Source organism: Pseudophaeobacter sp. C1-32P7, assembly GCF_041008775.1.
GTDB lineage: Bacteria > Pseudomonadota > Alphaproteobacteria > Rhodobacterales > Rhodobacteraceae > Phycobacter > Phycobacter gallaeciensis_A.
Genome location: NZ_JAXGFR010000002.1, coordinates 360,890 through 379,786 on the forward strand (window position 1 = coordinate 360,890; position 18,897 = coordinate 379,786).

Consider the following 18,897-nt stretch of genomic DNA (forward strand, 5'->3'; position numbering starts at 1 on the left):
CTGAGAGCATGCTGACTGCGCTTGCCTTTGTGGCCCGGCACGGCCGGGCCGCTTTGGTTCTGGGCCTTGTGGCAGGGCTTTTCCTGCCGGATCTGGCTCGGCTCCTGCGTACCTGGCTGCCGCAAATGGTGGCGGGACTGTTGTTCCTGACCGCCTTCCGCATCGGTGCCCGCGCCGCCCTTGGTGGCCTCTCCGAAGGGATGTCATCGCTGCGGGCGGTTCTGGTTCTGCAACTGATGCTACCTCTGGTGGCGCTGCTGCTCCTTTGGCTCGCCGGTCTCGCCGGAACGCCCGCGGCAATTGCGCTGGTTCTGATGCTGAGCGCCCCGTCAGTCACCGGCGCCCCCAATATCACCCTCTTGCTGGGACACGCGCCAGAGCCCGCCTTTCGCGTTCTGGTGCTGGGCACGGCGCTGATGCCGCTGACGGTGATCCCGGTCTTCCTGCTGGTGCCCGATCTTGGCGGGCTGGAAGCTGTCCTCTGGGCCACACTGCGGCTCATCGGCACTATCGCCCTCACCGTCCTTGCCGCCTTTGTACTGCGCCAGCTGATCCGCCCCGACCTGCGTCAGGCGGAGGTGCAGGCGCTGGACGGGATGACGACCCTGGCGCTTGCGGTGATCGTGGTGGGATTGATGGCGGCGCTGGGACCTGCGCTGCGACAGGATCCCTTCTTGGTCGCCAAATGGATGACCTTCGCTCTGGCTGCCAATTTCGGCATGCAGCTGTTGACCTATGCCGTGCTGCGCCGCCGGGGCCACGAAGCGGTTGCCGCCCCCTATGCCGTGGTCGCGGGCAACCGCAATTTTGCTTTGTTTCTGATCGCTCTACCCGCAAGCACCACCGATCCGCTGCTGATCTTTCTCGGCTGTTATCAGGTGCCGATGTATCTGACTGCTGTCGTGATGCACCGCGTCTATGCGCGCTCTCGCCCCGGAAAAAAGGCCGGGTAACACATGGCCCGCTGTCAGCCCGGGAATAGCTGTGCCATTTCCTTGTCGAACTTGGCCCAGCTCAGCACTGCCTTATTGCCCGCCAGACCGTGATAGTAGGACTTCCCGCTGGAGGTCGGCAGTCCGGCCCAGATCTTGGCCAGATTGTTCATAAAGTCATGGCGGCTCATATCCCCTGCCACGGTCGCGCTGAAGCCGGCCTCTTCGAGAAGCTGTTGCGCCAGCCGGTCTTGAAGCTGTGGAGAGAACCGGTCAGAGCGGTTGGCCCCCACATGTTTCACCAGCCGTTTCAGGGTGGCCGGAATGAACTGATAGCGGCCGATGGCATGCTGCTGACCAGGGGTGTCGTCGATCCATTTGTAAATATCGCCGATGGTCATATGCGTCGGCAGTTTCGAAGGACGGATCGTTGCCGCGTATTGCACCGCATCATATTGCGCCTTGCCCGCCTCGGCGCTGGCAATCAATTGCATCAGCCTGCGCGCCGCATCGCCACCGACAGTGCTGCGGCGCGTTACATCCCGGAACATGCTGGTGCCGCTGCGGCCCCGGAAAAGGCTGGCCAGATTGGCCTGCACCGCCTCCATCTCAGCCTCCAGATCGGGCTGTGCCCGTGTCTCTGTACTCGTGCGCGGAATGATCTCTGCCTTGGCAGGGATGGCCAGAACCGGGCGCCTGTCTCCCGCGCCCTTCTGAAAGAACTGTTCACTGACGATTGAGAACTGTTCGCTCGCCCCCAGACCGGAGGCCAGAAAAGAAAACGACAGGGCTGTAAACGCCAGTGCAGAATTGCGATGGGCCATGGAAACCTTCTGTTTCGAGCGACAAGCAGCCCTCATCCTGACCGGACAGAATTGATATTTCCTTTAATTGCATTCGAGAAAATACGCGAACCGCCCCTAAAACGGACAGGCAAAGGCCACCGCCCCGGGTTAGCCCGTCTCTGACAGGACCTTCTGCATCAGCACCAGATCCAGCCATTGCCCCCATTTGCGCCCGACCTGCGGCATGCGGCCTACCTCGGCAAAGCCAAGCGAAGCATGAAAAGCGATGCCGCCGGGATTGGCGCCACTGACACCGGCCACCAGCACATGGATGCCGTCGGCGCGGGCGACATCCTCAAGCCGCGCCATCAGCCGCCGCCCCAGCCCACGCCCTTGCGCTGCCGGAGCAAGCTGTATCGAATGCTCCGCCGTGTGCCGATACCCCGGCCCGCCGCGAAACGCGCCATAGGTCGCAAATCCAACCACCTGCCCGTCGACTTCGGCCACCAGATAACGCGGACCGCGTTCCCCGATGACGTCCTGCAGGGCAGCGGGGGTCTTTTCGTCGTTGGTAAAGGTGATCAGCGTATCCCGGATCATGTCATTGGCGATCCTTGCAATCGCCTCGGCATCCTCAAGGTCGGCCTGACGGATAAGCTCGGCCATCTTGTTTCCTCTGAGCTGTTCCAACCTGTTGTCGCCGCGGACCCTGCGCCCGCAGCATCGCATCCTTGGAGCAGCCATAGCACGGACAAGATCAGCGCATATTGCGAAAGAAGATCGGGGGGTGATCGCATCATGCAATCGGTGGCGGGGAGACAGGGATTCGAACCCTGGGAACGCTCTCACGTTCAACGGTTTTCAAGACCGCCGCATTCGACCACTCTGCCACCTCCCCGGTCAGCTGGCGGTTTAGGCCGCGCCAGCACATCGTGCAAGGGAAAATCGTGCCATCTTTTTCGAACAAGGAGTTGCGCCCGATGTAAACGCACGCGAAATAATGCCAATTGCCATGCTTTTGTGCCGCCCGCTTGGGGACAGGGTTTTCATGCAAGAAGACGCAGGCTATCATTTGCAAAATCAAACGATGACCGGGAACCCGGCAAGCAGCGCATCGCCGCTTTGAGCACAGGCAAGGGAAGAACCATGACACAGGCCAGAACTCGGGCCACGCCAATCGGAAAAACCGGCGCGCGGATCTGCGCGTCTGCTTTATGTCTGCTGATGCTGACCGCCTGTGAAGACGGCGCCGGGCTGCCGTTCCTGCAGCCCAAAGCCTCTGCGACCGACACAGCGCCGACATCCGCCAGCAGCACCAAACTGGTGGAGCGCGACGTGGAATCGCCGGATGTGTTTCAGGTGACCGAGGCCGGGCTTTGGGACGGGCGTCCCTCCCTTGGTGGTGTCTGGGTGGCCCACCCCGATGCGCAGGATCCGGAACGGGTCATCATCCGCAACAGCGCCAATGGAAAATTCGTAATCGGCGCCCTGTTCCGCCGCGAGCGTGAAATTCCCGGACCGCGCATTCAGGCCTCCTCGGATGCGGCAGCGGCTCTGGGCATGCTGGCAGGCGCCCCGGTCGAACTGAACGTCACCGCCCTGCGCCGCGAAACCGCACCGGAAGAGGTCGCTGCAGAACCGGCGGAGGATGCCGCAGATACCACGGCACAGAGCGAGGCACTGACGCCCGATGCGGTAGCAGAGGCACCGCTGGACCCGATCGCCGGGGCTGCTGCTGCCATTGATGCGTCGGCTCAAGACGCGAGCACGGCGGCTGCACCTGCAAAACCACAGCCCACGCCTGCGACGCCAAAAACACGCGTTTCGCCACTTGAAAAGCCTTATATCCAGATCGGCATCTTCAGCGTCGAGGCAAACGCCAATCGCACCGCAGGTCAGATGCGCAATGCAGGCATGATCCCGATCGTTTATGAGCAATCTTCCAACGGCAAACCCTTCTGGCGCGTTGTCGTCGGACCGGCACAGACCAAGAGCGAGCGCAGCCAGCTGCTGAAAAGCGTCAAACAGGCTGGCTTCTCGGATGCCTACGCGGTGACCAATTGACCTGCATGACGCCCCCAGCCCCGCGTCGCCTGCACACAGACCAACAAGGATGACACACCGGTGATCGATCTTGTCAAATCCGCACTGAAACTGACCGCCTGCGCCGGGTTTATGCTGAGCATTGCCTCTGTTCCGGCCTCGGCCTTTGATACAAAGGCCCGCGCCGCCTTCGTGCTAGATCAAAGCACCGATACGGTTCTGCTTTCGAAGAATGCCGAGGTACCTTTGCCCCCGGCCTCCATGTCCAAGCTGATGACGCTTTATGTGGCCTTTGAAGCCCTGAGCGATGGGCGGCTGACGCTGGATGAACAGCTGCCGGTCAGCGAACACGCGATGAGCTATGGCGGCTCCACCATGTTCCTGGACACAACCGACCGTGTCCGGGTCGAGGATCTTTTGCGCGGCATCATCGTGCTGTCTGGCAACGATGCCTGCGCGGTGATCGCCGAGGCCCTGAGCCCGGACGGAACCGAGGCCGGTTTCGCCCGTTACATGACCAAGCGCGCGCGCGAACTGGGCATGGCCAATGCCACCTTTGCCAATTCCAACGGTTGGCCCGCCGCTGGGCATCGCATGTCGATGCAGGATCTGGGCATTCTCGCTCAGCATCTGATCGAAGATTTTCCGCAGTATTACCCGCTGTTTTCAGAAAAGACCTTTGAATTTGATGGACGCGCGCCGTCGAACACCCGCAACCGCAATCCGCTGCTGACGCTGGGCATTGGCGCCGATGGTCTGAAAACAGGCCACACGAGTGAGGCAGGCTATGGCCTTGTTGGATCGGCCAAACAGGGCGACCGGCGGGTGATCTTCGTGATCACGGGGCTGGCCAGCACCAAGGCGCGTGCAGAGGAGGCAGAGGCCCTCGTTAACTGGTCGTTTCGCCAATTTACCAAGAAAACCATCGCCAAAGCTGACACCCCTGTCGCCGAAGCCGAAGTATGGCGCGGCGCTGCACGATCGGTAGGCCTGGTGCCGGCCGAAGATCTGGAAATCCTGGTGCCCGCCCTGACCGGCAGTGAGATCAACGCCGAGGTGGTCTACACCGGCCCCATCGACGCGCCGGTCCGCAAGGGCGACAAACTGGCCGAGCTGGTCTTCCAGCCCGATGAGTTGCCCGAGGTGCGCTTACCGCTGGTGGCGGCGAATGACGTGCCCGCAGGTGGCTTTCCGGTGCGGGTCAAGACCGCCGCGCAGGTTCTGATCAAACGCTTTCTGAACGGCCCCGAGGACGCGCTGTGACACCCGGTCCCGAACGCGGATTGTTCATCACCTTCGAAGGCATCGACGGGTCCGGAAAATCCACCCAGTGTCGGCTGCTGGCCGAGACGCTTCAGGCGGCAGGGCGCGAGGTGGTGCTAACTCGCGAGCCCGGCGGCTCCCCCGGGGCCGAAGAGATCCGGCGGCTGGTGCTGGAGGGCGATCCCGACAAATGGTCGGCGGAGACCGAAATCCTGTTGTTCACAGCCGCGCGCCGGGATCATCTGGAGCGCACCATCGAACCGGCGCTCGCCGCTGGCAAGGTGGTGATCTGCGATCGGTTTGCCGACAGCACCCGCATGTATCAGGGCCTGTCGCGCGGCGATCTGCGCGCTACGGTGGACCAGCTGCATGACCTGATGATCGGCCGTGAACCGGATCTGACCATCCTGATCGACATGGACCCGGCCACCGGCCTCTCGCGCGCCAAGGGGCGTCAGGGCACCGAAGAACGGTTCGAGGATTTCGGCCTGTCCTTGCAGGAAAAGATGCGCGCCGGGTTTCTGGCACTGGCGCAGGAATTCCCCGACCGGTTCCGCGTTCTGGACGGCGACCGTGCTCTGGATACGGTCGCGCAGGACGTTCTGTCGCAGGCGCTGGCGGCCCTTTCCCCCGAAGGACACCCGGTATGAGCGCGCAGGACGAGCTGCCGCGGGCAGATCAGGCCGCAGGCGCGCCACACCCGCGGGAAACCCCACAGATATTCGGCCAGAACAAGGCAGAGCAGGATTTTCTTACCGCCTTCAACTCGGACCGGTTGCATCACGGCTGGCTGTTGACCGGACCGCAGGGCATTGGCAAGGCGACGTTGGCCTGGCGCATCGCGCGCTTTCTTCTCGCACCCCCCCCGGCCGAGGACGGGTTGTTCGGCGCGCCGCCGCCAGCAACCACGCTCGACATCGACCCGGATCACCCGGTATCGCACCGGATCCACGCCCTGGCCGAACCGGGGCTGGCCGCGATCACCCGCAGCTATAACGACAAGGGCAAGCTGCGCGATCAGATCGTTGTCGATGATATCCGCGCACTGAACCGGTTCTTCGGCCTGTCTGCCACTGATGGCGGGCGCCGCGTGGTGATCGTGGATGCCGCCGATGACATGAACCCCAGCGCCGCCAACGCCCTCTTGAAAATGCTGGAAGAGCCGCCCGCGCGGACCACCATGTTTCTCATTTCGCATCAGCCCTCGCGCCTGTTGCCGACGATCCGCTCGCGCTGCCGCACGCTGCGCCTTGGCCCCCTGTCGGCAGAGGATATGCAGGCCGCCCTCAGTCAATCCGGGGCCGAGCTGCCAGAAAACGCCGATCATCTTGCGGCGCTGGCTGCGGGATCGGTCGGCGCGGCGCTGCGTCTTCTGAACCTTGGCGGGCTGAAGACATACGCCGAACTGGTGCAGATCCTCGATTCGCTGCCCCGTTTGGATCGCCAGCGCGCCATGGCGCTGGCCGAAACCGCTGCCCAGCGCGGCGGCGCGGAGAAATTCGAACTCCTGCTGACCCTGACCGAGGTCGCTATGGCCCGCCTTGCCCGCACCGGCGCCACCGGCCAGCCGCCCCAGCCAGAGGCCGCCCCCGGTGAAACCGCCATGTTGCAGCGCCTCGCCCCCGATCCGCACAAAGGCCGGGCATGGGCTGACCTTTCTGCCGAAGCAACGGCACGCGCCCGCCACGGTCAGGCCGTGAACCTTGACCCCGCCGCGCTAGTCCTAGATACGGTTTTCAAGATGCAGGAAACCGCGTCGCGCTGATCCCGACTCGTCCGGGCTGGTCTGGGCAGGTCCGGGGCTGCGGCGCACAAGACGACGAAAGACAGGCATGAGCAGCACATCCCTTCCCCAGATCACCGACAGCCACTGCCATCTGGATTTTCCGGATTTCGCTGGCGAGCTGGATCAGGTGATCGCCCGTGCCACCGAAGCCGGGGTCACCCGGATGGTCACCATCTGCACCAAGATGAAGAATGAACCCTCGGTGCGCGCCATCGCCGAAACCCACGCGCCGGTGTTTTACGCCGCAGGCACCCACCCGATGAGCGCGGCTGATGAGCCGCTGGTCAGCGTGGATGAACTGGTGGCGCTGGCCAAACACCCCAAATTCGTCGGCATTGGCGAAACCGGGCTGGACTATCACTACACCGCGGACAGCGCCGAGATTCAGCAGGTCTCGCTACGCAATCACATTTCCGCCGCCCGTGAAACCGGCCTGCCGCTGATCATCCACGCCCGCGCCGCGGATGACGACATGGCCCGCATCCTGTCCGAAGAAATGAAAAACGGCAGCTATTCCTGCGTGATGCATTGCTTCTCCTCCTCGGCGGAACTTGGCCGGGCGGCGCTGGATCTCGGGTTTTACCTGTCGATGTCCGGGATTGCCGCTTTCCCCAAAAGCCAGGAGCTGCGCGACATCTTTGCCGCCGCGCCCATCGATCGCATTCTGGTGGAAACCGACGCGCCCTATCTGGCACCGCCGCCGCACCGGGGCAAACGCAATGAACCGGCCTATTCTGCCCTGACCGCCAAAGTCGGCGCCGAGGCTTTTGGCATGGACTACGCCGATTTCGCGGCCCAGACGCAGGAAAATTTCGACCGGCTGTTCTGGAAAGCAGCGCAATATCAGGCGGCCGCCTGATGGCGGAACTGCGCTTTACCATCCTCGGCAGCGGCTCTTCGGGCGGGGTGCCGCGCCTTGGCGGTCACTGGGGCGATTGCGACCCTGAGAACCCGCGCAACAGACGGCGGCGCTGCTCCATGCTGGTTGAGCGCGACGGCCCGGACGGCACCACCACGGTGCTGATCGATACTTCGCCGGACATGCGTAGCCAGCTGCTGGATGCAGAGGTCGGACGTCTGGACGCGGTCGTCTATACTCATTCCCACGCCGACCACGTGCATGGCATCGACGATCTGCGCATGCTCGTCTTCAACATGCGCAAGCGGATCCCGGTCTACGCCGATGGCGATACCCAGAATGCCCTGCTGTCGCGCTTTGGCTATGCCTTTGTGCAACCCGAAGGATCGCCCTATCCGCCGATCCTGGATCTGCAAAGCATCAATGGCCCCTTTGTTATCGATGGCCCTGGCGGAGAAATCCCCTTCCGCCCCTTCGAGGTCGGGCATGGATCGATCGACGCGCTGGGGTTCCGGATGGGCGGGCTGGTCTATCTTCCCGACGTGGTCGACATCCCCGACAGTGCCCTGCCCGAGCTGCAGGATATGGATTGCTGGGTTCTGGACGCCCTGCGCCGCACCCCACATCCCACGCATTTCAACATGACGCAGGCGCTGGAGTGGATCGAGCGGATGCAGCCCCGGCGCGCGGTGCTGACCAACATGCATATCGATATGGATTATGCCACGGTCGAGGCAGAAACCCCCGATCATATCTCTGCCGCCTATGATGGCATGGTGATCCGCAGTCCGATCTAGGGCCGCCCAACCGGGCGAGCGCCCATTAGGACTACGACTATATGCTGCAAAGCCTGATCGACGTCATTCTGCCCGTTTTCCTGGTGGTCGCTGCGGGCTATGCCGCAACGATGAAGGGATATTTCACGCACAGCCATATCGAAGGGCTGATGAAATTCACCCAGAGCTTTGCCATCCCCTGCTTGTTGTTCCGGGCGATTGCCAATCTGGATCTCTCCAGCAGTTTTGACCCGACATTGCTCGTCAGCTTTTACACCGGGGCGGGGATCTGTTTTCTGATCGGCCTCTTCGGTGCGCGGCTGATCTTCAAACGCGACTGGGAAGACTGCGTGGCCATCGGCTTCTGCTGCCTGTTCTCCAATTCGGTTTTGCTGGGCCTGCCGATCACCGAACGCGCCTTTGGCCCCGACAATCTGACCGGCAACTATGCGATCATCGCGTTCCATTCGCCTTTTTGCTACGGCATCGGCATCACCGTGATGGAGATCGTCAAGAACCGCGGCAACGGCAGCATGAAGATGGCGCGCTCGGTGCTGACTGCGATGTTCCGCAACGTGCTGATCCTCGGGATTGCACTGGGATTTGCCGCCAACCTGATCGGCCTCACCATCCCCGGTGCAATTGACGATGCCCTGCAGCTTCTGATCCGCGCCGCGCTCCCGGCGGCGCTGTTCGCCCTTGGCGGCGTACTGGTGCAATACCGCCCCGAGGGTGATCTGCGCACTATCGCATTTGTCTGCGTGACCGCCCTGATGGTGCACCCGGCCATCGTCTGGTCCCTTGGCAGCACTCTTGGCCTGAAACAGGATCTGTTCCGCTCCGGTGTTCTCAATGCTGCGATGGCGCCGGGCTTTAACGCCTATATCTTTGCCAATATGTATGGCCGCGCCCGGCGCGTCGCCGCTTCCTCGGTATTGATTGCAACCGGGGCCTCGGTACTGACGGTGTGGTTCTGGCTCGTGGTCCTCACCTGAGGCACCCCCCCTGCCCGCCTAGGCCTCGCGCAGGTTCAGCCGGGCAGTCGCACCGCCCAGAGCAGCGGCTCATCAAAGTTATACATGACCAGCTGTCCGTCCTCGGCCAGTTCCATCCGGTTGACCAGACCCAGCTGCTGTAGGAACCCGCGCTCTGCGATCATCGTTTGTTCGTCACAGAGCCCGCCGCCGATATCAAACGGCGTGAACATGAGGTTCTGCAGGTCCGGCCCATAGGTGGTGGTGAAGCTGCGGCAGGGGCTGGAGCCGTAGAGCGTGCCCTCGGCAAAATCGAACCGCATTTCGTCAAAGCCCGCAATGTCGATGCCCTTTACCCGCTGCACGATCCAGGCGCCATCGAAACTCTCTGCCGTGGGTGAAACCATGGGGAACCCTCCACTGGGTGCATTGGCGTGCTCCGAGGCATAAGAAAATCCCGCCAAACTCCAACCGCAAACCCCGGCACTGACTGCCAGGATCACGGCCAGAAAGGGACCTGAAATCCTCATGTGGCAGAGCCGGTTATCGGGAAAATCGGCATAATCTCACCTTGGTGCATATGCCCCCAGAGTCTGCGCAGTCTGTACGGTTTCACAAGAAAAAAATTCTTGCCGAAACGTTAACCGCGTGCGACCCTGAAAGAGGCAAGTGTGTAGCGTGCTATTTTTAAACAGTTTTTCAGTCCAGGAGCTGCCCAATGCCTCTTGATGGATCTGCCGCGAAAGAAATCAAACAACAGATGGCAATCGCCCGCAAACGCGAGCTGGCCTTTGGTTTGTGTTTTGGCAAGAAGATCGAAGACTCGGTCTTTCTCACCCACAAGACCAAAGCCGCCAAGGTGCTTGGCAAGCAGGCGAAATCCGATGGAGAGACGCCGCAGTTCACCTTTGGACGGCTGAAACTGGACGGCAAGGAACTGACCCTCATTGTCGAAGGAAAGATCCCGCCGGGCATGGCCCGCAAGACCAAGAAAATGTTCATGGTCGTCGGGCTGAAATACAGCATCATCATTCAGAACCCCGACGGACAGGTCGTCGAGGCGGAAAAAGATGAGGACGAAGAGCCCCCCGCCGCAAAGGAGGCCGCAAGCGGCGAGACGGCGACGGAAACGGCAGAACCGGATGGCCCTTCAGCGCCCACAGGCGCCACTGATCCGGCAGAGGAGAAATGGGCTGCAGCCGCGAAAAAGGTCGAAGCCAACCTCGTAAAGCTGCGTCAGATCGCCAGGATTGATCTTTCCCGGGTCGAGACGCTTTGGAAGGCGTTGCAGGCCAAGGCGGACACCGGCGCCTTTGCCACGGCGCTAGAACATGTGGCCAAGCTGTCGGCCGAGATGAAGACTGCGGCCCAGGACGCCGCTGCGCGGGCCAAGCGGCAAACCCTGCTTGAGGCAAAGTGGCAGCAGGCAGAAGCCAAGCTGAAGCCGCTGATCGACGAGGTACTCTCCTTCAAGACAACCCAATCCGAGAAAATTCAGGCGGTCTGGGCTCAGATCACCGCGAGGGTGGAAGCCACGCCGCCTGATTTCGAAGGCGCGCTTAAGGCGGTCGGTCCGCTGGCACAGGCCATTTCCAAGGCTCGTCAGGCCGCGGCCGAGGCACCTCAGGAAGAACCGGCCCCGCCAAGCGGAGGGGCCGAGGCGGCCGAAGGCGGCGACACGACAACGATCCCCCGCCCGGACGCACCGGAAAAAGCGCCCGAACAATCCGCTCCGCCCTCAGGCGAAGCCGGTGGCGATACGGATGATACCGACCTTTCCGACCAGATTGCCCGTATCGAAGCCGCGTTGAAAGAGCTGCGCGACGGGCCGGTGAAGACCTATAACACCATCGTGCCCGAGGCGGTCAGCCAGACCCCGGACAAATGGAAGACCGCCCTGGAGAAAGTCGAGGCGCTGGCGAACGAAGCCAAGGCCAAGCCCGAAAGCAGCAGCACGGCCAAGCTGGACGCTGGCGAAAAGGCCCTTGCCGGGCTGAAAAGGCAGTTGCCACCGACACCGAAGCCAAGACCGGTTTTGGCAAGGCGCTGGCGATCTTTGACCTGCGGATGGTCCCCCTGACCAGCCATCCAAAGGCCGGGGCTCCGGAAATCACGCCCGAAATCGCCAAGATCAACGACATCCGCACGGACGCCATCGCAAAGGCAAAGGCTCACGATCTGAAAACCGCGACTGAGGCGCTCACGGCTGCTGAGGCCGAGATCACCAAGGCCGAGGTGCTGGCCGATGACTTTGCCCATTTCATGGCGCTGGACCCCGACCGCAAGGAGCTGGCCGACGCTGCGCGTGGGGTGACGGTCGGCGATCCAGCGATCGATGATGCCGCCCGCGAGATGGAACGCCTTTACGATGCGGCGCAGCAGGACAAGGCCGCGAAGAAATTCAAGGATGGCATCAAGAAGCTGGATGAGATCGCCGCAGTTTACGCCAAAACCGCCCGGGTGCGGACGCTGCGGGAAAGCTATGAAGACGCCCGGCCCAAGGCCAAGACTTGGGTCGATTACTGGGCCACGCTTCCCGGCGCTGTCAAAAACCTGCTGACGGTCAAGCTGGCCGAGGCGAATGGCTATTACAACGATTCCGATGTCGCCACGAGCAAGGACTACGCCGAGTCACTCAAGACCCTTGGCAAGTTCTGGCACCTGCGCGCATTTCTGGAAACCGAAATTCCCGTGGTGCAGCAATACGCGCCCAAGCTAACCGCCTTTGAGGCCAAGCTGAAAGAGTTCAAGGACCACGATGGCGCCTCGGGCATCCAGGTGATCATTCTGAAAATGGAAAGCGATCTCGCCTCGGCCAAGGCGGAAGCGGCGCTTCACAAATACTCAACCGCCATATCCCTGCTGGATGCCACGGCCGGGGATTGGGCTGCGACCACTGCACAGGCGGACGCCTGCAAGGCCTACAAGGAAAAGCGCCAGGTCGTTCAGGGCAAGATCGCACCGCTGAAGAACGTACCGCAAGCCGCAGGCATGCTGGCCGATGCCGAGGCGCTGCTGGCCGAAGCCGTGGCCCATGCGCTCAAGCTCGACTTCACCACGGCCAACACCTGCCTTGCGGATGCGGAAAAACGCATCGACAGCGCTAAGGCTGCGGCAGAAGCCTCGGTTGAACTCGACGGGCTGACCGATACCGCCGCGCTGGATAACCTGAAAAAGAAATGGGATCCGGCCTTCAAGGTCTTCACCGATATCCGGGACAAGGTGGTCGCGGCGGATACCGGCAATGATTTCACCGTGCTGATCGCCAAGGCCCAGGTGCCTGCTGCCGAGCCTGAAAAAGCCAAGAAGGCCAAGAAATATGACGACGCGCGCGCGCATCTGGACAGCGCCATCGCCAATCTGAAACTCGCCATGGTGCTGGTCCATCAGCATCACGCCTATGAGGAACTGAAAACCTCGCTGGGAACGCGGGTGGCTGGGCTGGCGGCGCTGAACGATGCCAATTGCCTGCAGCCGCATCTGGATGACATCACCCGTCTGACCAGCGAAGCAGACGATCTGATCAAGCCCGAGGCCTATGACTACGACGGCGCCGAGGCCAAGCTTGCCGCCGCACGCGCTATGGTCGACCAGGCCCGCGCGGAAGGTGAGCTCTACAAGACGATCAAGGCGGACCGAGCCAAGGCAACCGCAGTGATCGCCAAGATCACCACCGAGGGAGGCGATGTAGAAACACAGCTGGAGCATCGAAAGACCGAGATACAGGCGCTGATCGACGAGAGTATCCGGCTGCAAACCGCGCGGGATTTCAAAGGCGCCGCGGAGAAGGCCAAGGATGCAGCCGGTTGGGAAAAGGCCACCGACGCGGATCTGACGACACTCAAAACCGTGCTGGGCTGGGAAGGTCCCTATTTCAAGGTGCCCCGTGCCACGCTGATCGGACCGGGCAAGGAAGCCGGGGTACATCAGATCGCCCGCGCGGATGCGGATTTTGCCAAATATGAGGCGATGAAGGCCGCGCATACCTACACGGCCGCGCGCGGGATGTTCGAAAAGGCCTATCAAAAGATCGAGGCCTGCAAGGTTCTTCTCGCAGCGGCGGCGCCCTACCCTCAGGCGGTTACAGATGCGCAGGCAGCGGTCGATGCATTGGCCGCCGAAGGCAACGATGCCACCAAGGACCGGATCAAGGAGATGACAGACCGGCTGGCGGCAGCCAAGCTCGATACCACCCGGACCGACCTGACGGAAAACGATTACTCACAAGCCGTGAAGGAGTTGAAGGCTCTCACCGAGACCGCCAAGGCGTTGCTGACCGCGATCACCGGATCCTCGGCGTATGAAACCGCCCGGGCAGAGGCAAAGGCCAAGCTGGACGAGGCGCAGGCGCACAAGCAGGCCGACGCCATCGCGGCGCAGCTGACCCGGCTGACAGCCAAATATGACGCGCTGGTCAAACTGGCACCAAGTGACTACGCGACGGCAAAAACCATGGCAGAGGAAGTGGCAACCTCGGCCGAAGAGGCCCTGTCGACTGCCAAGACGCATGGCATCCTTGAAGTGGTGAATTCTGCCATTGGCGGCGACGAGGACAGCGCCCCGTGGTGGCCGCAGGTGCAGGCGGCGAAACTGTCGATCAAAGTTGTCGGCAGCCGTGAAAACGCCGATGTCGCAGCGGTACACCTGAAGACCGCGACGGCGGAAATCGAAAACTGCCAGAAAGACGGATTGGCGCCAAAGGTCGCCAAAGCGCATCTTCTTGCCGCGCTGGAGGCCTGCAACACGGCGGATGAGGTGATTTCGCAAAATGCCTTCATCACGCAGGAAATCGCCCGCGCCCGCACGGCCCTGACCCCGGTCGAGGACCACGAAGAAGCCGCCTATGTCGCCGTCGAGGTCGCCGAAGTTGAAAAGCTGCTGACTGGGGCGCAAACCGCTGCCAGAGGTGGCCAGAACTATGCTGCGGTCAGCGCCGATATCGAAAAGGCCATCGCCCTGACCAAGACGGCGCTGGAGCTGGCCAAGCAGCATAAGACGTACAAAGAGCTGCGCGCCGAACCGGAAGTGGAGCCCCGTCTGGCCGTGCTCGAAGGGCACGAACACCGCTACGCCATCAAACCCAGCATCGACACCATGCGCAAGAAACTGGCGGATGCCGCGGCGCAGGACGCAGGTAAACAGCCTGCAGATGCTATCAAGCTGCTGGAAGAGGCACGCGCCATTGGCACCAGCGCCTATGTCATGGCGCAGATGCGGGCCAATACGCCGCCAGACCCGGCAGACATCGAGAAAATCCTGGCACGCCCGGGTGGCACCGCCGAGCTGGATGCGATGATCGACAATCTGGAGCCGGAAGCCCAGCGCGCGGTGGTCAAGGTCGCCTTCAAGGCGCGCTTTGGCTGCGATATCAAGAACTTCAGCAACAAGAACTTGGCGCCAGCCACCGAAATCGCCGATGGCGATCTGAAAGGCCCCAATATCGTGGCCTTCTACAAGGCAATGCAAGACCTGCCGCTGGACCACACGCTCAACAATGACTCGCTGAAGAAATTCGCCATCAACGAAGCCGACAAAGGCGGATCCATGTACCAGGGCAACGAGAAACGGATCGTGATGCACGAAGGTGATGCGGGCCTATCGCCCAACTATGCCTTCGGCAGTGATGACGCGGTCGGCAGCCTGGATGATGCGGCCACCCCGGAAGAGCGCGCCGAGCTGGAAAAATGCAAACCCGCGAACGAAGAACCGGTGACCTATTTCAACTGGAACACCCTGCACGAGGTTGGCCATGCGGTGGATGACAAACACGGTTTCATGAACAGCAACGGCAGCAAAAAGGATTTCGGTGGCTGGACCGAATACGGCATGGCGATTTCGGACATCGCCGAGAAATTTGCCAAGAAGTTCAAATACGACAAAGACTATATCACCGAATACATGGCCCATAGCACAAGCGCCCATGCCCCGGACAAACCCGCGGACGAGACCTGCACGGACGAAGAATGGGAAACCCGGCGCGTTCAGGTTCAGGCGCATATCGATAGCGCCTCGGAGCCCGCAAAACCATGGTCCAGCATGACCTCTGCCAAGAAGCTCGCGATCGACGGGGTGGTGTATCAGGAGAGTTATACCAACAGCTGGACCTCCTATCTGCTTGGCGCACGCGCCAAGGGCATGACCGGCTACCAGTTCCGGGCGCCGGGCGAATGGTTTTCCGAACTTTATGCCGCCTATCACTCGGGCAAGCTGAAACCGAACCATCCGGCGATTGACTGGTTGTCCAAACTCTGACTGATCGAAAGGCCGCCGACCGATGTCCCTGTTTCATCCCGTCAATCTGCTCTGCCCGCAATGCGAGGCGCCCGTGTCCATGTCCGCCGTCGGCAGTGTCAACGCCGACCGTCGTCCCGACCTACGGGACGACATCCTGGAGGACCGGTTTCAGGACGCGGCCTGCCCCGCCTGCGGCGAGAGTTTTCGCCTGCAACCGCAGTTCAATTACCTCGACGCCGGGCGCGGGCAATGGATCGCTGCTATGCCCGCCAACCGGTTGCGCGATCATCTGGAGCTGGAGGATGAGGCCAATGATCTGTTTTCCACCAGCTATGGGTCGCAGGCCCCCGCTGCCGCGCAGGAGGTCGGCAAAGGGCTAACCGTGCGACTGACCTTTGGTTGGCCAGCGGTGCGGGAAAAATTGCTGCTGCGGCAACTGGAGTTGGACGATGTGATCGTCGAGATGATGAAACTGCATATCCTGCGCAGCGTAGAAACCGCCCCCTTGGCCGAAGGCATTGAACTGCGACTTGTCGATGTGGACGAAGAGACCGGCAGCTATGTCTTTGCCTGGCTGGAAACCGCATCGGAAAAATACATCGAATACCTGAACGTGCCATCAGAGCTGTATCAGATAATCCGTGACAACCCGGAGGGATGGGCCGCGATCCGCGGTCGGCTGGAGACAGGACCTTTCGTCGATATGCAGAAACTCTACATGGGTGAAGGCCGCCATACGGGCGATGAACGCCAGGCAGGTTAACACCGCGCAGCCGACACTCAGCGCAAACCGCGGCGGCGGAGGGGCAAAAACGTTCCTCTTGTCGGGCAGACATCAGGCGATCTGCCCTGCCACTAGGTGCGGTTAAACCCATCCGTGCCCTGCCCTTTGCGAGTGGAAACGCAGGCCATAGAAAGTGGTTTCCACCGTAGAATGCATCAAAATTTAGCTCAAAACCGACAACTTGTAACATGTTCCCGGCACTACTGTTGCGTGGCAGCTACGGCTGTGTATGCTCCCAGACACATCCGAAATGACAGAAAGGTAAGTGGGCTTCATGCAGGATCTGACCCCGGCGACACTCGACAACAATGCAATCGAAAGCGCGGAGGATCTGTCGTCCATCGCTTTCAGTTTCATGGCATCAAAGGCGCTGTTCACCGGTCTGCATGTCGGTATCTTTTCACTGCTCGCAGACGGCCCCAAGACGGCCAAAGAACTGTCAGAGGCTGCGGATGTGCCGCTCAACCGCATCGTCACGCTGACAACCGCGCTGGCCAGCGTCGGGTTGCTGAGCAACACGGACGATGACAAGATCAAGAATTCCCCCGCCGCGCAGAATTTCCTTTCGAAAACATCGAAATACGATTTCGGCGATTATCTGCGCTATCAGATCGACCAACAGATGTACCCCTTCCTGCTGCAGCTGAATGCGGTGATGAAAGGTGAACTCTCCGAGGATGCAATCGCTTCTTACCGGCACTGGATGGCGGATGAAGAACAGGCTTCGGTCTATTCCGAAAGCCAGCACGCCGGCTCTCTTGGCCCGGGGCGCACACTGGCCCGCACTGTGGACCTGTCCCATGCCAAGACCCTCTTGGACGTGGGCGGCGGCACCGGCGCGATGACCATCAGCCTGTGCAACGAATATGAGAACCTTGAGGCCACCATCATCGACTTCCCCAACGTGGCAGAAATCGGCTGGGGTTTTGTCTCCGAGGCCGGTCTGATCGACCGGGTGCGCTATATTCCAGGCAACGCCATCGAAATCCAGTGGCCAGGCAATCAGGACGCCATCCTGATGTCCTATCTGATGAGCGGCGTTCCCGGCGACGACGTCGAAGGCCTGCTGACGAAAGGCTTTGAGGCGCTGGCTCCCGGTGGCAACCTGATGGTGCATGACTTCATGGTGGAAGAGAACCGCCGCGGACCCGCGCTGGCCGCACTCTGGCAGTTGCAGCATATGGCCTTCACCCCCGACGCCCGTTCGCTGTCGGTGGGCTGGCTGACGGAAATGGGCAAAACGATCGGTTTCGAGGTAGAGACCGTCGACAACCTGATCCCGGCGATGACCAAACTGGTCGTCTTTTCCAAACCTGCCTGAGCCGGGGGAGCGAAGATGTCGACATTTCGCGTACACGAAGAGCCGCTTCAGCAGGAGTGGCTGGATGCCTATGGCCACCTGAACGAAGCCTACTATCTGGTCCCGTTCAGCAATGCGACATGGAAACTGCAGGACCGTTTCGGGATCGGTACCGCATATTTCGAGGAAACGGGCTGCGCGCTATATACGCTTGAGACGCACCTGCGGTACGTGGGGGAAGTGCGCGCTCCGGCAACCTTGTCAATCGAAGCGGCGATCCTGGGCGTGGACAGCAAACGTTTGCAGATCGGGCACACAATGTGGTCGGCTGATCAGGAATGCGCGACCTTTGAATGCATGCTGCTGCACTACGATACGCGACAACAACGGGCGACAGCTTTCCCCGAGGCAGTTTATAATAGCCTTTTGGATGCCGTCCTGTCCCCGCCCCCGGAATGGGCCGGGCGGGCTGTGCGCCAATTGCGCGGAACTACTCCCGGTTGACGCCACCCCGACCAGCTGGTCTGCCTTTACCTGCAAGGTCCGTGGCTGCAGCCTCAAAGGCATCAAGGTGCGCATATGAGCCCTGCAACAGGTTTTCATAGATGTCCGCCAGAGCAGTGTCCGGCACGGCCTCGGCCGCAGCCGCGATATCGACGATGTCTTTCTCCTCGATCGCCACACCGACCTCCAGCGCGTCTTCTAGCGAGGTCAGCCCCTGCTCCAGAAGCGTGTCGTACATCTCCTGCAACTCGGGATTGGAGAATTCGCCAGCGGTGTCGAAAACGAAGGAATCGACATCGACGCCGATCTTCTCTGCATAGTCGACAAGCGCGTCAAAGTGCTGGTCTTCGGACTCCTCGATATTGGCGAAGATCTCCTCTCCATAAACATCGTAAAAGGCCTCGTAGAGATCGCCCGCAAGCTTTTCCTCTTCGATCATGAACTTCAGCTCTGCGATGGCCTCAGCGCTCAGCGTCACAGCAACAGAGGCATCATCGGTTGATACCGTTTCAACCTGCTGTGTCTCAGCTTCGTTGCGGTGCCATTTGCCACCGCCAATACCTGTATCAAGGCCGGTTTCGGCCGACAGCTTAACACGGTCGGCGCCTTCGAAACTCACTGTGTACTCGCGGTAGGAAACACTGTTCATGCTCATGT

17 protein-coding genes and 1 tRNA gene are annotated in these 18,897 nt (G+C 61.2%); 13 read left to right on the forward strand and 5 right to left on the reverse strand.

Features of this window, described 5'->3' with window-relative positions:
* Positions 1-8: 8 nt before the first annotated feature.
* Positions 9-953, forward strand: a complete 945-nt coding sequence (locus SM763_RS04620; RefSeq protein ID WP_368997763.1) for a hypothetical protein — start codon at positions 9-11, stop codon at positions 951-953.
* Between the two features lie 14 nt (positions 954-967).
* On the opposite strand, the gene SM763_RS04625 is transcribed toward SM763_RS04620, so the two are convergent.
* The 3 genes from SM763_RS04625 to SM763_RS04635 all read right to left on the reverse strand — a co-directional run bounded on the left by SM763_RS04625 (position 968) and on the right by SM763_RS04635 (position 2,615).
* Positions 968-1,756: a lysozyme family protein gene (locus SM763_RS04625; protein WP_368997764.1), complete on the reverse strand. Its 789-nt coding sequence runs from the start codon at positions 1,754-1,756 to the stop codon at positions 968-970.
* 129 nt (positions 1,757-1,885) lie between these two features.
* Positions 1,886-2,383 (reverse strand): GNAT family N-acetyltransferase, encoded by a 498-nt coding sequence (locus tag SM763_RS04630; RefSeq protein WP_368997766.1) that lies wholly within the window; start codon positions 2,381-2,383, stop codon positions 1,886-1,888.
* A 142-nt stretch (positions 2,384-2,525) separates the two neighbouring features.
* Positions 2,526-2,615 (reverse strand) — tRNA-Ser (locus tag SM763_RS04635).
* 248 nt (positions 2,616-2,863) lie between these two features.
* On the opposite strand from SM763_RS04635, the gene SM763_RS04640 reads away from it, so the two are divergent.
* The 7 genes from SM763_RS04640 to SM763_RS04670 all read left to right on the forward strand — a co-directional run bounded on the left by SM763_RS04640 (position 2,864) and on the right by SM763_RS04670 (position 9,439).
* The gene (locus tag SM763_RS04640) at positions 2,864-3,781 is read left to right on the forward strand and encodes an SPOR domain-containing protein (RefSeq protein WP_368997767.1); all 918 of its coding nucleotides are present in this window, start codon (positions 2,864-2,866) and stop codon (positions 3,779-3,781) included.
* Positions 3,782-3,892: 111 nt separating this feature from the next.
* Positions 3,893-5,023: a D-alanyl-D-alanine carboxypeptidase family protein gene (locus SM763_RS04645; protein WP_368997840.1), complete on the forward strand. Its 1,131-nt coding sequence runs from the start codon at positions 3,893-3,895 to the stop codon at positions 5,021-5,023.
* Entirely contained in the window at positions 5,020-5,673 is a 654-nt protein-coding gene (tmk, locus tag SM763_RS04650; protein WP_274828198.1) for a dTMP kinase, read from the forward strand. Before SM763_RS04645 ends, tmk begins: the two co-directional genes overlap by 4 nt.
* Positions 5,670-6,788 carry a DNA polymerase III subunit delta' gene (locus SM763_RS04655; protein ID WP_368997769.1) on the forward strand — a complete coding sequence of 373 codons (1,119 nt, stop codon included), beginning with the start codon at positions 5,670-5,672 and terminating at the stop codon, positions 6,786-6,788. Before tmk ends, SM763_RS04655 begins: the two co-directional genes overlap by 4 nt.
* A 67-nt stretch (positions 6,789-6,855) precedes the next feature.
* Positions 6,856-7,668: a TatD family hydrolase gene (locus SM763_RS04660; RefSeq protein ID WP_368997771.1), complete on the forward strand. Its 813-nt coding sequence runs from the start codon at positions 6,856-6,858 to the stop codon at positions 7,666-7,668.
* Positions 7,668-8,465, forward strand: a complete 798-nt coding sequence (locus SM763_RS04665) for an MBL fold metallo-hydrolase (protein ID WP_368997772.1) — start codon at positions 7,668-7,670, stop codon at positions 8,463-8,465. Before SM763_RS04660 ends, SM763_RS04665 begins: the two co-directional genes overlap by 1 nt.
* Before the next feature lie 41 nt (positions 8,466-8,506).
* On the forward strand, positions 8,507-9,439 hold the full coding sequence (locus tag SM763_RS04670) for an AEC family transporter (RefSeq protein WP_368997773.1): 933 nt from the start codon (positions 8,507-8,509) through the stop codon (positions 9,437-9,439).
* A gap of 35 nt (positions 9,440-9,474) precedes the next feature.
* On the opposite strand, the gene SM763_RS04675 is transcribed toward SM763_RS04670, so the two are convergent.
* Complete coding sequence (locus tag SM763_RS04675; protein WP_368997774.1) at positions 9,475-9,825, reverse strand: META domain-containing protein; 351 nt, start codon at positions 9,823-9,825, stop codon at positions 9,475-9,477.
* A gap of 311 nt (positions 9,826-10,136) precedes the next feature.
* Between SM763_RS04675 and SM763_RS04680 the strand changes: the two genes are divergently transcribed.
* The 5 genes from SM763_RS04680 (at position 10,137) to SM763_RS04700 (ending at position 18,240) form a co-directional block, all read left to right on the forward strand.
* Positions 10,137-11,498, forward strand: coding sequence for a hypothetical protein (locus tag SM763_RS04680; protein WP_368997776.1), 1,362 nt, complete (start codon positions 10,137-10,139; stop codon positions 11,496-11,498).
* On the forward strand, positions 11,486-15,670 hold the full coding sequence (locus SM763_RS04685) for a coiled-coil domain-containing protein (RefSeq protein WP_368997777.1): 4,185 nt from the start codon (positions 11,486-11,488) through the stop codon (positions 15,668-15,670). Before SM763_RS04680 ends, SM763_RS04685 begins: the two co-directional genes overlap by 13 nt.
* 22 nt (positions 15,671-15,692) lie before the next feature.
* Positions 15,693-16,415 (forward strand): CpXC domain-containing protein, encoded by a 723-nt coding sequence (locus SM763_RS04690; RefSeq protein WP_368997779.1) that lies wholly within the window; start codon positions 15,693-15,695, stop codon positions 16,413-16,415.
* A 295-nt stretch (positions 16,416-16,710) separates the two neighbouring features.
* Positions 16,711-17,757: a methyltransferase gene (locus tag SM763_RS04695; RefSeq protein WP_368997781.1), complete on the forward strand. Its 1,047-nt coding sequence runs from the start codon at positions 16,711-16,713 to the stop codon at positions 17,755-17,757.
* A gap of 15 nt (positions 17,758-17,772) precedes the next feature.
* Positions 17,773-18,240, forward strand: a complete 468-nt coding sequence (locus tag SM763_RS04700; RefSeq protein WP_368946855.1) for a thioesterase family protein — start codon at positions 17,773-17,775, stop codon at positions 18,238-18,240.
* On the opposite strand, the gene SM763_RS04705 is transcribed toward SM763_RS04700, so the two are convergent.
* Complete coding sequence (locus SM763_RS04705) at positions 18,227-18,895, reverse strand: DUF2202 domain-containing protein (RefSeq protein WP_368997783.1); 669 nt, start codon at positions 18,893-18,895, stop codon at positions 18,227-18,229. The two genes, SM763_RS04700 and SM763_RS04705, sit on opposite strands and share 14 nt — an antisense overlap.
* Between the last annotated feature and the right edge of the window lie 2 nt (positions 18,896-18,897).